Source organism: Sphingobacterium corticibacter, from assembly GCF_003076635.1.
GTDB classification, from domain to species: Bacteria; Bacteroidota; Bacteroidia; order Sphingobacteriales; family Sphingobacteriaceae; genus Sphingobacterium; species Sphingobacterium corticibacter.
This window is the reverse complement of the sequence record NZ_QDKG01000001.1, coordinates 972,468-989,584: the sequence shown is the minus strand read 5'-3', so window position 1 is coordinate 989,584 and position 17,117 is coordinate 972,468. Positions and strand designations below refer to the sequence as shown.

At 43.1% G+C, this 17,117-nt stretch carries 16 protein-coding genes; 9 read left to right on the top strand and 7 right to left on the bottom strand.

The features are described 5' to 3' along the window. Positions 1–84: 84 nt before the first annotated feature. On the top strand, positions 85–2,010 hold the full coding sequence (locus DC487_RS04200; RefSeq protein WP_239016313.1) for a gamma-glutamyltransferase family protein: 1,926 nt from the start codon (positions 85–87) through the stop codon (positions 2,008–2,010). Positions 2,011–2,036: 26 nt separating this feature from the next. Here the strand turns inward: DC487_RS04200 and DC487_RS04195 are convergent, their stop codons facing one another. Together DC487_RS04195 and DC487_RS04190 are read right to left on the bottom strand one after the other, a co-directional pair. After that, complete coding sequence (locus tag DC487_RS04195; protein WP_116774668.1) at positions 2,037–2,336, bottom strand: type II toxin-antitoxin system RelE/ParE family toxin; 300 nt, start codon at positions 2,334–2,336, stop codon at positions 2,037–2,039. Further along, positions 2,329–2,580, bottom strand: a complete 252-nt coding sequence (locus tag DC487_RS04190; RefSeq protein WP_116774667.1) for a type II toxin-antitoxin system ParD family antitoxin — start codon at positions 2,578–2,580, stop codon at positions 2,329–2,331. The genes DC487_RS04195 and DC487_RS04190 overlap by 8 nt, the downstream gene beginning before the upstream one ends. A 186-nt stretch (positions 2,581–2,766) precedes the next feature. On the opposite strand from DC487_RS04190, the gene DC487_RS04185 reads away from it, so the two are divergent. From DC487_RS04185 to metQ, 3 genes are read left to right on the top strand one after another with little or no spacing between them, the layout of a single operon-like run. Further along, positions 2,767–3,804 carry a methionine ABC transporter ATP-binding protein gene (locus DC487_RS04185; protein WP_116774666.1) on the top strand — a complete coding sequence of 346 codons (1,038 nt, stop codon included), beginning with the start codon at positions 2,767–2,769 and terminating at the stop codon, positions 3,802–3,804. Then, positions 3,785–4,438 (top strand): methionine ABC transporter permease MetI, encoded by a 654-nt coding sequence (gene metI / locus DC487_RS04180; protein ID WP_116774665.1) that lies wholly within the window; start codon positions 3,785–3,787, stop codon positions 4,436–4,438. The genes DC487_RS04185 and metI overlap by 20 nt, the downstream gene beginning before the upstream one ends. Before the next feature lie 27 nt (positions 4,439–4,465). Next, positions 4,466–5,272, top strand: coding sequence for a methionine ABC transporter substrate-binding lipoprotein MetQ (gene metQ / locus DC487_RS04175; RefSeq protein ID WP_116774664.1), 807 nt, complete (start codon positions 4,466–4,468; stop codon positions 5,270–5,272). Between the two features lie 6 nt (positions 5,273–5,278). Here the strand turns inward: metQ and DC487_RS04170 are convergent, their stop codons facing one another. Together DC487_RS04170 and DC487_RS04165 are read right to left on the bottom strand one after the other, a co-directional pair. Beyond that, positions 5,279–6,061, bottom strand: a complete 783-nt coding sequence (locus DC487_RS04170; protein WP_116774663.1) for a TIGR03915 family putative DNA repair protein — start codon at positions 6,059–6,061, stop codon at positions 5,279–5,281. Then, entirely contained in the window at positions 6,061–7,317 is a 1,257-nt protein-coding gene (locus tag DC487_RS04165; protein ID WP_116774662.1) for a putative DNA modification/repair radical SAM protein, read from the bottom strand. The genes DC487_RS04170 and DC487_RS04165 overlap by 1 nt, the downstream gene beginning before the upstream one ends. Positions 7,318–7,786: 469 nt before the next feature. On the opposite strand from DC487_RS04165, the gene DC487_RS04160 reads away from it, so the two are divergent. Next, positions 7,787–8,137, top strand: coding sequence for a hypothetical protein (locus DC487_RS04160; protein ID WP_116774661.1), 351 nt, complete (start codon positions 7,787–7,789; stop codon positions 8,135–8,137). An 8-nt stretch (positions 8,138–8,145) separates the two neighbouring features. Here the strand turns inward: DC487_RS04160 and DC487_RS04155 are convergent, their stop codons facing one another. The 3 genes from DC487_RS04155 to DC487_RS04145 form a co-directional block, all read right to left on the bottom strand. Further along, complete coding sequence (locus tag DC487_RS04155) at positions 8,146–8,439, bottom strand: hypothetical protein (RefSeq protein ID WP_116774660.1); 294 nt, start codon at positions 8,437–8,439, stop codon at positions 8,146–8,148. Between the two features lie 148 nt (positions 8,440–8,587). Next, positions 8,588–11,236, bottom strand: coding sequence for an alpha-L-rhamnosidase (locus DC487_RS04150; protein WP_116774659.1), 2,649 nt, complete (start codon positions 11,234–11,236; stop codon positions 8,588–8,590). Positions 11,237–11,308: 72 nt separating this feature from the next. Continuing rightward, the gene (locus tag DC487_RS04145; RefSeq protein ID WP_116774658.1) at positions 11,309–12,712 is read right to left on the bottom strand and encodes a sialate O-acetylesterase; all 1,404 of its coding nucleotides are present in this window, start codon (positions 12,710–12,712) and stop codon (positions 11,309–11,311) included. A 309-nt stretch (positions 12,713–13,021) separates the two neighbouring features. Here DC487_RS04145 and DC487_RS04140 point away from each other — a divergent pair, with 309 nt between their 5' ends. The 4 genes from DC487_RS04140 to DC487_RS04125 all read left to right on the top strand — a co-directional run bounded on the left by DC487_RS04140 (position 13,022) and on the right by DC487_RS04125 (position 17,084). Further along, on the top strand, positions 13,022–13,225 hold the full coding sequence (locus DC487_RS04140; protein WP_207774303.1) for an FAD-binding protein: 204 nt from the start codon (positions 13,022–13,024) through the stop codon (positions 13,223–13,225). Between the two features lie 47 nt (positions 13,226–13,272). After that, positions 13,273–14,076 carry an SDR family oxidoreductase gene (locus tag DC487_RS04135; protein WP_116774657.1) on the top strand — a complete coding sequence of 268 codons (804 nt, stop codon included), beginning with the start codon at positions 13,273–13,275 and terminating at the stop codon, positions 14,074–14,076. Positions 14,077–14,208: 132 nt separating this feature from the next. Beyond that, positions 14,209–16,260, top strand: a complete 2,052-nt coding sequence (locus DC487_RS04130; RefSeq protein ID WP_133228354.1) for a hypothetical protein — start codon at positions 14,209–14,211, stop codon at positions 16,258–16,260. Next, a complete protein-coding gene (locus tag DC487_RS04125; protein ID WP_116774655.1) occupies positions 16,260–17,084 on the top strand; it encodes a DUF2490 domain-containing protein in 825 nt (274 codons plus the stop codon). The genes DC487_RS04130 and DC487_RS04125 overlap by 1 nt, the downstream gene beginning before the upstream one ends. Positions 17,085–17,117 lie beyond the last annotated feature (33 nt).

The following is a 17,117-nucleotide window of genomic DNA, read 5'->3' as shown; positions in this document are numbered from 1 at the left end:
GTTACTTAAGATTATTGTTACAGTACGACCGCTGTGGTTCAAGCATGAAATTTAATATATTAGCTTTCCTAACTACACAAAATCATGATCCAAACAGCTCCACGCAAAAGCCAAAAAGGAAAATTGCTGCTATTATCTGCTTTTACCTTCTTAACGCTTAGCACTTCCGCACAACAAACGCAAAAACCGCCGTTACATGGTAAACATTGGATGGCGATTACGGGCAAACCGCTGGCGGCGACAGCTGGAGCACAATTATTTCAGCAGGGCGGAAATGCGGTTGATGCAGCTTGCGCGATGTTGGGCGCTACCTGTACGATGTGGGATGTGTTGAGCTGGGGCGGAGAAACGCAGGCTTTAATCTATCATCCAGAACTCAAAAAAGTAATCGCGATCAATGCATTGGGCGTGGCACCGACTGGCGCAACGGTTGATTTTTTCAAATCTAAAGGATATGAGTTTCCGCCAGAATATGGCCCATTGGCCGCAGTTACGCCGGGTACACCGGGCGGTTTATGCTATATGCTCGCCAAGTATGGCACGAAAAGTTTGAAAGAAGTCCTGCAACCATCTATGCAAATGGCGGCAGGTTATCCGATTGAAGCGCAAACAGCCAATAGTATCGAGCGTGGTAAAGAACGGATTAAACAGTGGCCATATAGCAAGGAAGTGTTTTTAGTGCACCAAGGCGAAGAGCGTGAAGCGCCCGAAGCAGGTGAAATATTTGTGCAAAAAGAGCTGCTTCAAACGTTAGAGAAAATGGTCGAAGCGGAACAAAATGCATTGGCCGCAGGCAAAAGTCGCGAAGAGGCGATCATGGCAGCGCACGATCGCTTTTACACCGGAGATATCGCAAAAGAATTCGTACGTGGCAGCCAAGAGCACGGGGGTCTCATCACGATGGAAGATTTGGCTAACTGGCGCCCTATTGAGGAAGAACCATTACAGATCAATTATAAAGGCATTGATGTCTATAAGCTACAATCTTGGACACAAGGACCGGCGATGTTGCAAGCCTTGAACATCCTCAAGCAATTTGATTTGAAAGGAATGGGATACAATTCTGCACCTTACATTCACACGGTCTATCAAGCCATGAATTTGGCTTTTGCCGATCGTGATTTCTATTATGGGGATCCTGCATTCCAACCCAAAACACCAATAGACGGTTTGTTAAGCGATGGCTATGCGGTGAAAAGAGCCGCGCAAATAGATCGGGCAAAAAATGATGCTTCTGTCGAGCCAGGCGATCCCTATCCTTTTGAAAATCGTAAAAATCCTTATCTTGATTTATTGGCGGAACGGCGAAAACTAACCGATACGACCGTGCGTGAACAAGGTGATTTTGTGCCCAAACACGATGTTACCGCTTATCAGCAAAATGCGGATAGCCTATACCAAGATCGCTTACTCCGTGGTACCACGAGTATTGAAGCCGCGGATGCCGAAGGTTGGGTAGTCTCGATTACGCCGAGCGGCGGATGGTTGCCGGCCTTTATTGCTGGGCATACCGGCGTAGGCATGAGCCAACGCTTGCAGAGCTTTGTATTAGATTCGCTGATCAGTCCATTTAATGTGGTTGAGCCCGGCAAACGTCCGCGCGTCACGCTTACGCCCGCTATGGCGCTCAAAGATGGCAAACCTTATTTATCCTTTGCGGTGCAAGGTGGCGATACGCAAGATCAAAACCTGTTGCAATTCTTTTTGAATGTGACGGAGTTTGGCATGACGCCACAGCAAGCTGCGGAAGCAGCAAACATCAATAGCAATCAATTGTGGCTGTCTTTGGGTGGCACCAAATTATCGGATCGCAAGCCAAGAGCAGGCAGTCTGCTGTTGGATAAACGCACGCCAGCGGATGTAGTAAAGCAGCTGGAAGCGATGGGTTATGCTATTCAATTTGGCGAACGAAACAGCGGACCAATTAATGCGATTTATTTCGATGAAAAGCATGGAACACTCTGGGGCGGCAGTAGCAATAATGGCGAAGATTATGGTATTGCTTGGTAGGTGGAAGTGAGATTCGGTGGGGTTTTCTAGTCTTTGATTCTATTTTTCAAATCCATATCAGCGCCAAGAATCCTCACAATTACTATTAAACGCTTATCGACAATCCTATAGAAAATAATGTGCTTGTTCGCCAAATAACCAAATAGATCGAGATCTATTTGGTTATAGTTTTTTCCAATCTGTGGATACTCTGCGAGCAATTCACAAATTCTAATCAATTCAGAGTAATATTTTTCAGCCTGAAATTCAGACCAAAACTCATACGTATATTCATAAATTCCAGTCAGATCTTCAACCGCTTTGTTACTAAGCTTAAATTTAGACATCACTTTTCATTTTCTTCTTAAGCGATTCAAGATGTTTTATTGGATCAAAATTTTCAGCGATTCCACTGTCCACCCCTTCTTGAATGGCGTTTTTCAATATTTGAATTCTGCTTTCCTCTTCTTCTAGAAGTCGTAGCCCAGCGCGAATTACTTCGCTAGCATTTTTAAACCTTCCTTGAGCAACTTTTGCATCTACAAAATCCTCAAAATAATCCCCTAAAGAAACAGATGTATTGCGTCCCATTTTTGTTGTTTTAGTAGTATAACTACATAAAGTTACCAAAATTTGGTAATAATGAAGATATGTTTCAAGTTACTATGTAATTGCAGTTGGGGAATATCAGTTTGACTCTTAAAAACTACAAATCTAGTAGACTAAAATAAATTGTTTTTACGTACTTTTGGGACACTTTTAGAGAGTGTACCCAGAATGATTAACGTTAAGCATATTTCCAAAATATATACGACCAGTAAAGGAAGGCAAGTTCAAGCGTTGGATGATGTCTCCTTCTCGGTCAAGAAGGGGGAAATTTTCGGGATTATCGGAAGTTCCGGTGCCGGAAAAAGTACCATATTACGCTGTCTGAATTTGTTGGAAAGACCAGATCAGGGTGAGATTTGGTTGGCGGACAAACAGCTCACCAGCTTGAGCGAACGCCAATTGCAACAAGAAAGACAACATATCGGAATGATTTTTCAGCATTTCAATCTGTTATCTTCCCGCACGGTTTTCGACAATATTGCCTTGCCACTAGAATTGAGTCAAACCTCCAAAAAAGACATTCAAGCGCGTGTATCTGAATTATTGGAATTGGTTGGATTAGCAGACAAAGCGAATGATTATCCCAGTAATCTTTCGGGCGGACAAAAACAGCGTGTTGCTATCGCGCGTGCTTTAGCCAACAACCCTACGTTGTTATTGTGCGATGAGGCGACTAGCGCATTGGATCCCGCTACCACAAAATCCATTCTCAATCTCTTGCAAACAATTAATGCCAAACTGCAAATTACCATAGTGCTCATCACGCATGAGATTCATGTAGTGAAAGCGATCTGTGATCGCGTGGCCGTCGTAAAGGATGGCAAGATTGTAGAATTGGGCGATCGTTCACAAATCTTTGGAGCACCAGAGCATGCACATACAGCGTCATTTGTCGCTTCTGCGGTGCAAGCAGATTTACCCATTGCTTATCAACAACACATTCAAGCGGAAAAAGCAACCGATACGGATGATCTATTGATCCGAATCCAAGCGAAGGATAATACCGATTATGCCTTTACGGCATTGCAGCAGCAATTCGGTCTGCAAGTCGCCATTATTGAAGCGCGTATCGAAACTATCGGAGCATTGAAAATCAGTTCTTCCATACTACGCCTTTCAGGAGATCAATTAGAAGCGGCTATCTCCTTTTGCTCAACTTATTACTTTAACACCGAAATACTAGGCTATGTCTCCCGAAGTTATTAATCTGCTCCTGACTGGAACGGGCGAAACGCTCGTCATGACCTTTGTTTCTTGCTTTTTCGGCTTTTGCCTCGGACTTCCTACGGGAGTCTATCTTTTTGCTTCACGCAAAGGCGGCATGCTCGAGAATCGTACGGCGCACAATATCACCTCTTTTGTGGTGAACGTTTCTCGATCCATTCCTTTCATTATTCTGATCGTTTGGATGATTCCTTTTACAAGAAGTATCGTGGGTACTTCTATCGGACTGAAAGCAGCCTTAGTGCCTTTGAGTATTGGGGCGGCGCCATTTATTGCGCGATTAATCGAAAACAGTTTATTGGATTTGCCGGTTGGCTTAGTAGAAACAGCTCGGGCAATGGGCGCTACACAATTCCAAATTATTAAAAAAGTGCTCTTGCCAGAAGCATTGCCTTCTATCATCAATCACGCGACCGTGACCTTAATCACGCTAGTAGGTTATTCTGCTATGGGCGGCGCGGTCGGTGCGGGTGGATTAGGGCAAATTGGTTACCAGTACGGCTATATTGGCTATGATGCACAAATCATGAATGCAGTACTTATTTTACTCATCCTTATGGTTATCCTTATTCAGTATAGCGGAGATTTTATCTCCAAAAAATTCGATCATCGTTAATTCATTTCAACTAATAAAAAACACCTTATGCGTCAAATCATCACACCTCTATTCTATATCGTTTTATCGACTCTTTTCGTGGCTTGCGGCAGCAATGCTACAGATGAAAATACCATTCGCGTGGGTATCGTGGCTGGGCCAGAAAAAGAAATTGCCGAAGCGGCCAAAAAAGTAGCAAAGGAAAAATATAATCTTGAAATCGAACTGGTGACCTTCAACGATTATGTGATGCCCAATGAAGCCTTGAGTACGGGTGATATTGATGCGAATGCATTTCAACACGTCCCTTATCTTACGGAACAATCCAAGCAACGTGGTTATAAATTGGCGGTGATTGGCAATACCTTTGTGTATCCGATTGTGGCTTATTCAAAAAAAATCAAATCGGTGGCAGAGTTAGCGGATAATGCGACGATCGCTATCCCGAATGATCCTACCAACGGTGGCCGCTCGCTATTGATGTTGCAAGAGCAAGGTTTGATCACCTTGAAGGAGAATACGGGCATCATGCCAAAAGTGATTGATATCACTGCTAATCCCAAAAACCTGCGTATTCTAGAGCTAGAAGCACCGCAACTTCCTAAAGTGTTGGATGATAAAGAAGTGGCTATTGCGATTATCAACAATAATTTCGCGGCACAAGCGGGATTAGATGCCGATAAGTTAGGTCTGTTCCGCGAAAGCAAAGATTCCCCTTACATGAATGTAATCGTGACGCGTGAGGATAATAAGGATTTAGAAAAAGTCAAGAAATTCTTGCAAGCCTACCAATCGGATGAGGTGGAGCAAAAAGCATTAGAATTGTTCAAAGGCCAAGCGGTAAAAGGCTGGTAATAGTGCTTAAAGGTCAAACTTTTCGTTCAGGTATTTCCAATAGCGCTTGGGCACATGCTGAAGATGTAATTTGGTATTCTTGCGCTCGGTGATATTCGTACTGCGAAAATATCGACGCCATAATTCATCGTACAAAGCTTCACGCTCTTCACCTCGGGCGATTAGCTCCGCTTCGGAAGGAAGATCGCTTAGTTGAATTTCCACAACTTCGGTCTGATTATAATAAGCGCCATAATCGCGTTTGATATCATAAATCATCCAAGATTGATCTGCATAACGATCTCTAAAATGTGGAATGATGAGTGGCAACACATTGAAGTCAGGATCTATCTTGGCAAAAAACAACTCATCGCTCAACTTCCTAAAACGTACAAAAGCTTTGAATCGGTGTCGCTCACGCGATACCGATTTGTTTATTTGCTTGATGCGTAATACATCTTCATGTCCATAATTTCGGGATAAATTCGCTCCTTCGGGGGTGAGATAATGACGCACCAATCGTAAGATCAGATCTTCAACCCCATCTAATTCGGAGAGATAAGCGGCATACAGTTCCTGAAAATCTTTCTTTCCGACACGATCAATAATTCCTTTCTTCACCCGCGCAGCTTTTGCTTCATCGGTATGTACTTCATGGCGTGCGCCAAATAGATCGGTTTGATCGGCTTGCGCTTCGCGCAGGATTGTCGCTGACACAAACTTGTATTCGTAGACCTCGAATACAGCGGTTAACAATCCGCCCCAGCTGCCATCGTAGGACAAGGTGATTCTTTGCTGCGCGGCCAACATTAGAATAAAGTCAATTGCTGATTAAACACTTTTTTATACTTCGTATTTGAGGCTGCCAAGATATAATGCTTAATCATCTCGGCTGGGCGATCGGACATCAAGGGTACAAAGCCTTGGCAAGAAATGAAATAACGCACCTTATTAGCAGAGACACCAATTTTTTGCAAATGCTCCATACGCAAAGCTCCAAAACGCCGCGCAGCGACTATTTTCTTAGCCGATGTGACACCGATGCCTGGCACTCGAACAATCGCTTCGTAAGGCGCTCGATTAATATCCACGGGAAATTGATGAAGGTTTCGCAATGCCCAACCAAGTTTGGGATCAATATCGAGGTCTAAATTGGGGTGGCGTTCGTTGACTATTTCATCACGTTTGAATCCATAAAACCGCAGCAACCAATCGGATTGATACAATCGATTTTCGCGAATGACAGGAACATCTGACCCAAGTCCAGGCAGGCGATTATCATTAGATATAGGAATATAGCCCGAATAATAAACCCGTTTTAAATTGTATTCTGAATAATAATGGTCGGCTGTCTTCATGATATGCATATCGGATTCGCCCGAAGCACCTATGATCATTTGCGTACTCTGACCGGCTGGTGCAAATTTGGGTGTAGACCGAAAGATTTTCTTTTCTTCTTTGGTGCGAATGATCTCATTTTTCAGATAACCCATCGGCACATCCATATCTTTCCGATTCTTCTCTGGTGCCAATAATTTCAAACCTGTTTCGGTGGGTATTTCTAGATTTACACTCAATCGATCGGCATACAATCCGGCTTCGTTGAGCAAATCGTCCGAAGCGCCGGGTATTGTTTTGAGATGAATATAGCCGTTGAAATTATGCTCTTGACGTAGCTTTTTGGCGATGAGCACCAACCGCTCCATCGTATAATCCGCATTTTTAAAAATGCCTGAACTTAGAAAAAGACCCTCTATATAATTTCTTCTATAAAAATTGATGGTCAGATCCACCACTTCTTGCACGGTAAATGCGGCACGTTTGATATCGTTGCTCCTTCTGGATACACAATAGGCGCAGTCAAAAACACAATGATTAGTGAGCAATATTTTCAGTAAGGAAACACAACGACCATCCTCGGTATAGGTATGGCAGATGCCTGCACCGGTATTTCCCAAACCACCTTTCTTATTCTTCCGATCGCTTCCGCTCGAGCTACAACTTACATCGTATTTTGCGGCATCAGCCAAAATCTCCAACTTCTCTTTAATCCGATCGTCTGCCATATTTCTATGTATTTAGCTCTTAATTACTCTACTCAAAATTATTAAAAACTAATTATATTAGCAATAAAACTATAAAAAATAGTATTTGACGCAAAGGGGTACGATTGGGTTGGTGTAATGTAAAGAGTCAGGGAAAGAGGTAATGCTACAGGAAAAGTTTTGGAATGAAAAGGCATAAAAAAAAGGTTTTCAAACGGGGAGAATGAAAACCTTTACTAACCAATTATAAACCTAAATTATGATGACACAAAGATAGTGTAAAAAATACACTATCAAAATATTTTTGAACTATTTTTTATTTTTGGACAATATTTTGACAAATCGCCATTTTAAAAATCCTCGTAATTATCAGTCGTATGCAATCACTTAGAAGCCTCGTCGATATTTTAAATGAGCACACTACGAATTATTTAAACTTCACTGTAGCGTTTTTCCCACCTATGCGTTATTTAAAACAAAACCTATTATCATGAATAAGATTTATTGGATACTATCTACTATTGCATTACTTGTATTTAGCTGTTCTGAAAGTGAACTCATTCCTGTTGAACCTGGAACAGAAGTGCAGGAAAGACTGCGAAGTAAATTTAGCAGTGAATTGAAATGCACCAAGCAGGGTGAAATGCAGACTAATTTATATCAAGGTATCTATGAAGGAGCGACGGTGTACTTCGTTGCGGTGATGTGTCCTAATTGCAACACGGTACCACCTAAGAGCGGCTACACGGAAAAGCTAGAAGAAGTAATTTTCTCGGACTTTCAAAATGTAACGGATATGAAAATAGTATACGATAGTTGCACCAGAAAATTTTCAAAATAAAGTACAAACTAAATTTTATCGCCTTTAATGGATCTCAGATAGGTGACAAAAGCTAGTTTTAAAGCATCCTCAATCAAAAGTTCATCGGCGTGGCTATCATTGCTACTGTGTCCGATGACCTTTTGATGCTCTTCGTCTTCACCCACAATAGCCATTATACACTTATCCTTCTTAAAAAGCCCCACTCCTACGGGATGATCATCGATGGCCACAAACCAAGTTTCATCATGCAACTCATTTACCACTTTAGGAATATCTGTCCATTTCTTTAGCTGGGATAAGGTGATCTCGTTATAGTTCATGTTGCGGATTTTCAGATATAACAAGTGAAGAAGAATTTGGTGTGCGCTATTGAAGAATTAACTACTGCAGTAGCAGCAATTCTTAAACTATAACAAGTGAACAACTTTCCTTAACCACATCTTTGTATGTGGTTAAGGAAAGTCACATTTATTTCTTCAACTCTATCTGTATGGTATGCGTGCCCGCCGGCAAGTGTTGTGACGCTTGTTCTATCACATTTTCCGGCAGATAAAGCGTTGCCGTGGCATTAGCAGGAACAGTTACCGTATAAGTCACCGTATTCTTCTTATTGCGTTTCCATTTGGAGATAATAGTACCGTAAGGCGAACGGTGACTTACTCCCGAATGTGTCAAGCCTTCTGGAAACATGGGGCGAAGCAAGGTATGCTTAAATCCGGGCTGTGCTGGATCTGGATGAATGCCACCGATCGACTTGAAAAACCACCCCCCAATCTCGCCAAACATCATGTGATTATCGGAAATATCACGCTCAGCTTCTAAATCCCAATTTTCTAATAAAGTAGTTGCGCCGTTGACTACCCACCAGCCCCAAGATGGATACGTATCTTGTACGGCTACTTTATACGCTGTAGCTCCGTAACCATTGTCTTTCAAGGCATCTAATAATGCCTTTGCACCCAAAACACCGACGTCCAGATGGAAATTAGTTTCTTCCACTTTCTTGTTCAGATTCGCTGCTACTTTCGCGATCATATCATCGGGCACGACTTTCCAAAATAAAGGTACACTCAGCTCGGTTTGCGTACCATCTGCATAAATTCCCTTCTCCCGATCTAGAAACTTTTTATTGATCGCATCTTTGATCTTTTGGCTCAATGCCTCATATTTCTGCTGATCGTCGGTTTTCCCAAACAATTTCGCTGCTTTTGCTAGAATCAAAGCATCCGTGTAAAAGTAGACGGAGGATGTCAACTCCAGATTTGAGGTAGACTTCACGGGCACCCAATCTCCACGTCCAAAAGTCGTCAAGCCTGTAGGACTAATCCGATCCACATAATCTACATACCGTTTGATATTCTCGTACGAATCGGCTAAGAGCTTCGAGTCACCATAAAATAGGTAAACTTGCCACGGAATAATCGCGATTGTGCTTGTCCAATCCAACCCATTCGCTGTGCCATACCCCCAGCCACCTGTCGGAATGATATCAGGCAATACGCCATTTGGCTGCTGCTCATCGCGATGATCCGCAATCCATTTTTCGTACACGGTTATGCCCTCAAAATTGTACAAGGCGGTTTCAATAGCCAAATGCCCATCGCCTGTCCAACCATTCTTTTCGCGCTGCGGACAATCCGTTGGATAGCCCATCAGATTAGATAGGTACGCATTATTTGTCACACGCCACAGGTCATTGACCAATGTTGAAGATGTTTTGACCTCACCCAACGGCGCCACATCACTATGCATAAAATAAGCCGTCACATTGCTAGCGTCTAATTGAATCGGTTCGCTGCTACTTATCTCTACGTAACGGAAGCCCTTGTAATTGAACTTGGCGGTAAACTCATCTTCTTTTCGTCCACTCAAGGTTAATACATCCGTCTGAAATGGATCGGCCTCCTTGTCACCCCGATAGTACACGTCAATATTCGACAAGTTAATCCGACCACTATCATGCAAACGCTCTCCGTGTTTGATCTTTAACACCGTACCTGCCGCTCCCTTGGCTCGTACATGCGTCACACCAGCCATATTTTGCCCCATATCAAACACATAGGTACGATCGTTGATCTTCTTCACGGATTCCGGCTCGTATCGGCGACTAAAGCGAATAGGCACCATTTGCTGGGAAACGATATTTTCTGAAGGAACACTACGGTAACGCACCCCTTGCCATTTCTGATCGTCAAAACCCGGACTATCCCAACCATCTTGCTCCAACCGCGCATCGTAATGTTCGGCCGTATAGATACTGTTAAAAGTAATCGGCCCCGAAGAAGTCTTCCAGTCTCTTTCCGATTTGATGGTTTCTTCGGTACCATCGGTGTACACTACATGGAGATCTAAACAAAAAGTTGGTCTTGCGCGCCAAGGCGCGTTATGAAAATCCCACACGCCCAGCGATTGATGGTTGTACCAACCATTTCCCAACACTACGCCTAATGCGTTTTGCCCTTCGTGCAATTGTGCTGTGACATCGTGCGTGACGTATAGCGTTCGCCTATCAAATCGGGTGTACATCGGATCCAAACGATGATCACCAACCTTGCGACCATTGAGCGATAGCTCGTACAATCCGGCTACAGCAATGTAAGCTCGTGCTCGAGCAACATCTTTTTTCAGTGTAAATTCCTTTCGGAAATAAGGCGCAGGTCTATAATGAATATCGTGATGATCGCTAATCCACGCTCCCTGCCATTGGGCATTACCCATTTTTCCAGTTTCAAAAGCACTAACTGCCGATGCGTTTGCTTTCTCATCTTTATCCCATGCGATTACCTTCCAAAAATACCGCGTTTGCGGCAGCAACTGCTTACCGACAAAGGTTAGCAATATGTCTCCCGAAGCTTGTTTTCCAGTATCCCAGACCTGTCCACGATCGTTGACCACGGCCATAGAATCTGTATCGACCAACACGCGATAGGCCGATTGCACGGCACCCTGCCGATTATCTTCGAGTTTCCAAGTCAATCGTGGATTCGGATTATCAATACCTAACGGCGCTACCAAATGTTCACAACGGAGCTCGACAGGTTGACCATCCGTTGGTTTCGCTTGAGAAAATAAACAAACGGGAATAAGCGCAAGAAAAAAAGGAACAGCTTTTAGCATAATGGTTTAGGCAAAAAAATCTGGAAGTAAACAAGTAAATATTTTGTTTGTAAATAATTAAAGATGAGACTATTAAAACGACCAATTATCCGTACGAAAAGGCGCAACAGGCAATCCTTGATCGTTAAAAAGATTAGCAATTCCGGCTTCCGTAAAGTTGAATCGCACCGCTTGTGGGTCTTTAACTTCCGTCGCAGAAACTATTAATTTATCACCACGAACAACGCCCTTTGCTGGATGAAAAATATGATCCGCGCCAGCGATGTACAGATCTTCCACCACATCTCCTTTTACCTGTAGCTTGCCATCGAGATGATCGAAACTAATTTCGATTTGATTGCCTTTTACGGTATGACTTTTATAGATCGGCGATTTGTAGTTTCTTTTAGCAGGCAATTTATAGTGCTCCTGTAGAGCCAACGCGGCTAAGCGATCGGCTACGGCACGTTTTTGAATAGGATGAATGTCTTTGACATTGTCTACCAGATCGGAGATTACGACCATACCACTATTGGGCAGCGTTCGCGCCGTTTTCTCCTGTTGTTCGCGCAATAGCGCAGCCAAAGGTGCTTTGTTGTTGTAGGTAAATGGGGCAATTTGCACAAAGTAAAATGGTAACTGCGATCCCCAAGCGGCTCTCCAAGCTCCTACCATTTGTTGCATCAGCCGATCGTAAGACGACCAAGCGCCCACATTACTCTCCCCTTGATACCAGAATATGCCGGAAATAGGAAATCGTCTTAATGGAAATATCATACTATTCCACAACGAAGCGGCACGATGAGGGCGATAAGCAGCGGCTGTTTGGTTTTCTGCCACTTTTTGTAGCACCCCATCATTGTCAAACACGCTTGATGGTGTCCACACCTCTGCTCCCGTACCACCCCAGCTCGCATTGATGATGCCGATGGGCACGTCGATCTCGCGGCGTAAATTTTTGGCAATGAAGTAACCGATGGCAGAAAATGGTTTTAGCGATTGCGCATCAAGCATTTTCCAGGTGTCTGGAATATCTTCCTGCGGATAAGCTGCTGCATAGCGACTCACTTGCAACAAGCGGATTTGATTATCATTTGCCTGCGGCAATTCTTCTAGTATTTCAGGTAAATTTTGAGCCCCGCCCCACTCCATATTAGATTGACCGGAGCACAACCATACATCACCCAAAAGCAAATCTTCTAACTGCAGTTCCTGCGCTCCAGATATCACTTTTAAGGTATAAGGACCACCAGCGGAAGATGTACGAATGGGTACTTGCCAATTGCCACCTCCATCTATCACAGCATGAACGGTATCGGACAGCCAGGAAGCGTAAACCGACACGTGAGCACCCGCAGCTCCCCAACCCCAAACTTGCACATCTGATTCTCGTTGCAATACCATATGGTCTGACAAGACATGTGGAAGTCGTAATTGAGCTTGTGCTGTTATACATAGCATGCATAGCCCCAACAGCAATTTGATGTTTTTTTGCATATTTATTCATTAATTGGCAACAGAAGAACGCATTTTAAAAGCTTGGATGCTTTACTTCTATTGAATTTTAGGTAGATCAGTATTATGTAAAGATAGTATTTCTCACATTATCTCCTAATCATCATGTTATAAAAGCTTTAGGGTTCTCTAAACCATCATGCAATTTTCATTTACATGAATACTTTACCAAATAACTACTACCAGCTTATTACAAGTACTTTAAACATTAAAAGAAATATATATTATCTTGCAAGACAATAATAGCTATACAAGATGTAATTTTTTAACCAAAAACAACAAACGAGTGCTATGGAAGTGATATTCCAACCTGATATTATTATCGTGGGAACTAGCCTTGCAGGACTTACTTCGGCGATGGAGATTAACAACGCTGGAAAAAAAGTATTGCTACTTGATCAAGAAACGGAACAGAATATGGGCGGACAAGCATTCTTGGTCATTCGGAGATTTATTTTTAATCAACTCACCACAACAGCGCAGAATGGGAAATAAATCCTTCGCAGCAAATAACTGAGGTAGAAACAGAAAACAAAAAAGAAATGAAAAGCTATTTTGACCATAAAGTAGTCTGGATTACAGGAGCTTCATCTGGAATTGGTGAATCCTTAGTTATCGCATTAGCTGCAAAAAGTAAGGCAAAGATCATTCTTTCATCCCGAAATGTTAACCAACTTACTCAAGTTGCTCAAAAAGCTAAGTTGGATAGGGATCGATTTATGATCCTACCTATCGACTTAGAAGACTATCAAAAAATGTCTACAATGGCGGTCGAAGCTGTAGAACATTTTGGGAAAATCGACATCTTAATCAATAATGCCGGTGTTTCCCAACGCTCATTTGCAATGGATACGGATATCGAAGTGGATAAACGCCTCATGAATATTGATTATATAGGCACCGTAGCACTTACAAAAGCAATTCTACCGCATATGATCGCCAATAATGGCGGGCATATCGTTGTTGTATCCAGTCTGATGGGGATCTTTAGCGCCCCCATGCGCAGTAGCTATGCTGCCGCAAAACACGCGCTTCATGGATTTTTTGATGCATTACGTGCCGAATTATATACTCAGAAAATTGCGATAACCATCATTTGTCCGGGATATATACAAACCAACATCTCTGTTAATGCCCTCACAGGCAATGGCGATGCTCAGGGAACGATGGATGAGGCCACGCAAAATGGAATGCATGTCGATGCCTTTGTCCATAATATGCTCTCTGCGATCGCCAAAAAGAAAAAACAGGCTGTGATAGGTGGTAAAGAAGTAGTAGGAGTTTACCTCAAGCGGTTTTTACCGAACGTCTTAGCTAAAATCGTCCGGAAGGCAAAAGTAGTGTAGTTGATAATGGAGTACATACGGCAGACTGGCTTGCTATTTTGATAAAAATTTGTATTTTTATCAAAATAGAAGATCAATAAGGCATGCTACCTGCCTTTCACACTGTACTACAATTCAAAACACGAACAAATAATGATTTATAGACATCTCTATAGATTTTTTCTTTCTTGCTGCTACCCTATCCGACTTTCCGCCTTATCATCTTGTCTAGTTTTCACCCTATTATTTAGCATTTCTCCTGCGCAGGCACAACAACCCGCACAACGCTACGAAGGACGCTACAGATTGTTGGATTCCATTACGGGAACAGCGATCTATGATTACATCATGTTAGAGGGCGACACGGTAAAAAACGGAAATTTTCGCTTTCAGCAATTCATCGAACATTATCAAGATAGTGATACCATCCACGGTTTTGTATTAGACGGTCCTTTTACGCGTAACGTCAAAAATGGCGCTTGGCGTTTTGTCTCTCGAGATTTCACCGTATCTGGCAATCCTCAGGCATTGGACGCAAGAGTTGTATACAATGTTACGGGAGAAGAATCGCTCCTAAAAACCACTTTCAAATCAGGCACCGTCGACGGCCGATATGAACTGCTGGATCGTAAATTGGTAGATTCTGATGCAGCTGATACGACGTATTACGCACAACTCTCCTATCAAATGGGGCAACCTCGTGGCACACTACAAGGTTTTGCACCACAGCTGCAGACGCAGGGGCAATTTGACGAAGAAGGATTTCCACATGGAGACTGGCGCTTTACGCACGCGCAAGACAGTGCAGCAGATATTATCGAAATCAGGCGCTATGATCACGGTTTTTTTAGCAAACATTTTTATGAGATCGATCAAGAGCGCTACGAAATAAGCCACATCGGTTTCGACACCTTGGTACGCAGTGGACAAGGATTGCTTACGCGCCTTCCAGTGACATCAACTTACTTTAGAGCCCTCGAGTATACCGAATTAGTGATGGATACCACAGCCCTTACTGGATTGTTTACGGATGGTAACTTACAAATTCTACTGAGTCGAAGCAACCAATTTATGGAGCGCGTGTTAGCCAACCCGGCCTCCTATCGTGGTAAAAATGTATGGCAACGGGTTGAAGGAAGCAAAATAATAAACCCGATACGCATCAAGATTCGGAAATTCCCCTTCTCCGATGAGGAGAAGCGATTGAACATCGCTAACGAGAAGTTGCTACGAGAAACACGCTTGATTATCGCTAATTTCCTAGATAATCCGGCTGTACAAACTGGTCGCTTCTCGCAATTAGAACTCGCTCGCAGTTTCGCCGCTTTCCGTATTTATGAATCTCGGCTAACAGCTCTCGCACCCTCCATTGCATTTCTAGTGGATGAAGCCGCAGAATATGTTGATCATCATGCGATCCTCAACCGTAAGAAGTTGGCTCTACGTTATCCTGATACGATTTCATATGAATACAAGAATGCCAATGCTACCTATTCGTATGCTTTTCCATCTTCGCTAACAAACTATGATGTAGCTGCTATTAACCAACATCTTACCGAAGTATTCGATGATGTACAGCGTGTGGTGCAAACTTCGGGAGCATTTCTAAGTAACGTCATGGCACAAGGTGAGCTAACGGGAAAAGAAGAACGACTTATCGATCTTCGGGATTCTGTTATCCAACTGTTTTCTGACCAGGAACTCACCGAAACATTCACGACGTTGCATCAGCGGTTTAGCGAACCAACAAACTTGGCTTTAGAGTCTACTTTTCGAGACTACAGCTTATTATCAGTACAAGATCGGTTGCTAGCAATCGATAGCTTATTGTCCTGTTACCAAACCTACGCTGGTCTGCACGCTACGCTAGCAAACCTTCAACAGCGAATAGACGAACTGGATGCAGAATATACGCGTAGCATCTGGAATGCGTACACCTACACTTACATGGAAGAGCGTGTCAAAGAGAGGCTCTACACTATCTATAATGATCAGCTGATGCCGTACTTACTGACCGCGCTGGAGCAAAATCTTAATTGCGATACATTGAGCGCATCGCTTACACGCATTTACTCCTTGCTGGATCGCATGATGGAACTGCGCATGGAAGATACCCGACAGCTGGAACGTCAGCTTCGACGTGCTCCGAAAGATCCGGAGCGCTATTTAGAAATCATTATCAATAACGCAGTAAACGAAGGATAATGATGAGACTCAAACTAGGTACCGCATCTTTCGCATTGACGCTATTTTTGATGTTTTTAGTGACAGCGAACGCGCAAGAAGATCGCCCAACCGAAGCGATCAAACAGCCACTATCGACCGCTGCATGGAATGGCTTTTATGGAAAGTTCAGAATCAGTGACAAGATCTTTTGGGACGCCCAATTTCATTATCGGCGTGTTGGAAACGAGTCAGCCGATTACTTTGGACAAATGGGGCAAATTTATAATAGACATGCTATTAACTATTTAGTCAACGAACGCTTTAGTGTTTCTTTAGGTCCTGTACTCAGGCTCAACTTTTCGCCCGACCCTGGCAATCCTGAATTCGAGAGCTTAGTTTTAGAACCGAGGATCTGGCACGAATATCTTTTTGCTATGCCACTAACGAAAAGCATGATCTACCATCGTATTCGGATTGAACATCGCTGGAGCAGGTCGAACGCCGTTGGAGCAGATTGGATATTTCGTAATCGCTGGCGCTACAAATTCTACATGAACATCCCGCTCAACAATGATAAACTAGCTCCCGGCACGATATTTTTCACACCAGATGTAGAGATTATCATGCAAAATGGCAAGAAAGTGGTAGACAGCCCACTAGAAGACCTTCGGATCAATCCTTCTATCGGTTACATAATCAACCCCCGCATAAAGATCACGGCGGGTATGATGTACACGACTGGACAAACCTTGGATGCTGGTTATTTGTATACTAATCGCTGGATCTTCCGTACTAATGCGTACTTCTCATTAGATTTTCGCAAAAAAGAATCGCGCGTGCCACGTACGCGCCTTTTTGATTAAACATGATGGATTATAAATCCGCTAAAAAACGAT

What these genes read in the sequence shown, in the direction of transcription:
- DC487_RS04200 (WP_239016313.1), top strand. Translation starts at nt 85, where the DNA reads ATGATCCAAACAGCTCCACGCAAAAGCCAAAAAGGAAAATTGCTGCTA.
- DC487_RS04195 (WP_116774668.1), bottom strand. Translation starts at nt 2,336, where the DNA reads ATGTCTAAATTTAAGCTTAGTAACAAAGCGGTTGAAGATCTGACTGGA.
- DC487_RS04190 (WP_116774667.1), bottom strand. Translation starts at nt 2,580, where the DNA reads ATGGGACGCAATACATCTGTTTCTTTAGGGGATTATTTTGAGGATTTT.
- DC487_RS04185 (WP_116774666.1), top strand. Translation starts at nt 2,767, where the DNA reads ATGATTAACGTTAAGCATATTTCCAAAATATATACGACCAGTAAAGGA.
- metI (WP_116774665.1), top strand. Translation starts at nt 3,785, where the DNA reads ATGTCTCCCGAAGTTATTAATCTGCTCCTGACTGGAACGGGCGAAACG.
- metQ (WP_116774664.1), top strand. Translation starts at nt 4,466, where the DNA reads ATGCGTCAAATCATCACACCTCTATTCTATATCGTTTTATCGACTCTT.
- DC487_RS04170 (WP_116774663.1), bottom strand. Translation starts at nt 6,061, where the DNA reads ATGTTGGCCGCGCAGCAAAGAATCACCTTGTCCTACGATGGCAGCTGG.
- DC487_RS04165 (WP_116774662.1), bottom strand. Translation starts at nt 7,317, where the DNA reads ATGGCAGACGATCGGATTAAAGAGAAGTTGGAGATTTTGGCTGATGCC.
- DC487_RS04160 (WP_116774661.1), top strand. Translation starts at nt 7,787, where the DNA reads ATGAATAAGATTTATTGGATACTATCTACTATTGCATTACTTGTATTT.
- DC487_RS04155 (WP_116774660.1), bottom strand. Translation starts at nt 8,439, where the DNA reads ATGAACTATAACGAGATCACCTTATCCCAGCTAAAGAAATGGACAGAT.
- DC487_RS04150 (WP_116774659.1), bottom strand. Translation starts at nt 11,236, where the DNA reads ATGCTAAAAGCTGTTCCTTTTTTTCTTGCGCTTATTCCCGTTTGTTTA.
- DC487_RS04145 (WP_116774658.1), bottom strand. Translation starts at nt 12,712, where the DNA reads ATGCAAAAAAACATCAAATTGCTGTTGGGGCTATGCATGCTATGTATA.
- DC487_RS04140 (WP_207774303.1), top strand. Translation starts at nt 13,022, where the DNA reads ATGGAAGTGATATTCCAACCTGATATTATTATCGTGGGAACTAGCCTT.
- DC487_RS04135 (WP_116774657.1), top strand. Translation starts at nt 13,273, where the DNA reads ATGAAAAGCTATTTTGACCATAAAGTAGTCTGGATTACAGGAGCTTCA.
- DC487_RS04130 (WP_133228354.1), top strand. Translation starts at nt 14,209, where the DNA reads ATGATTTATAGACATCTCTATAGATTTTTTCTTTCTTGCTGCTACCCT.
- DC487_RS04125 (WP_116774655.1), top strand. Translation starts at nt 16,260, where the DNA reads ATGATGAGACTCAAACTAGGTACCGCATCTTTCGCATTGACGCTATTT.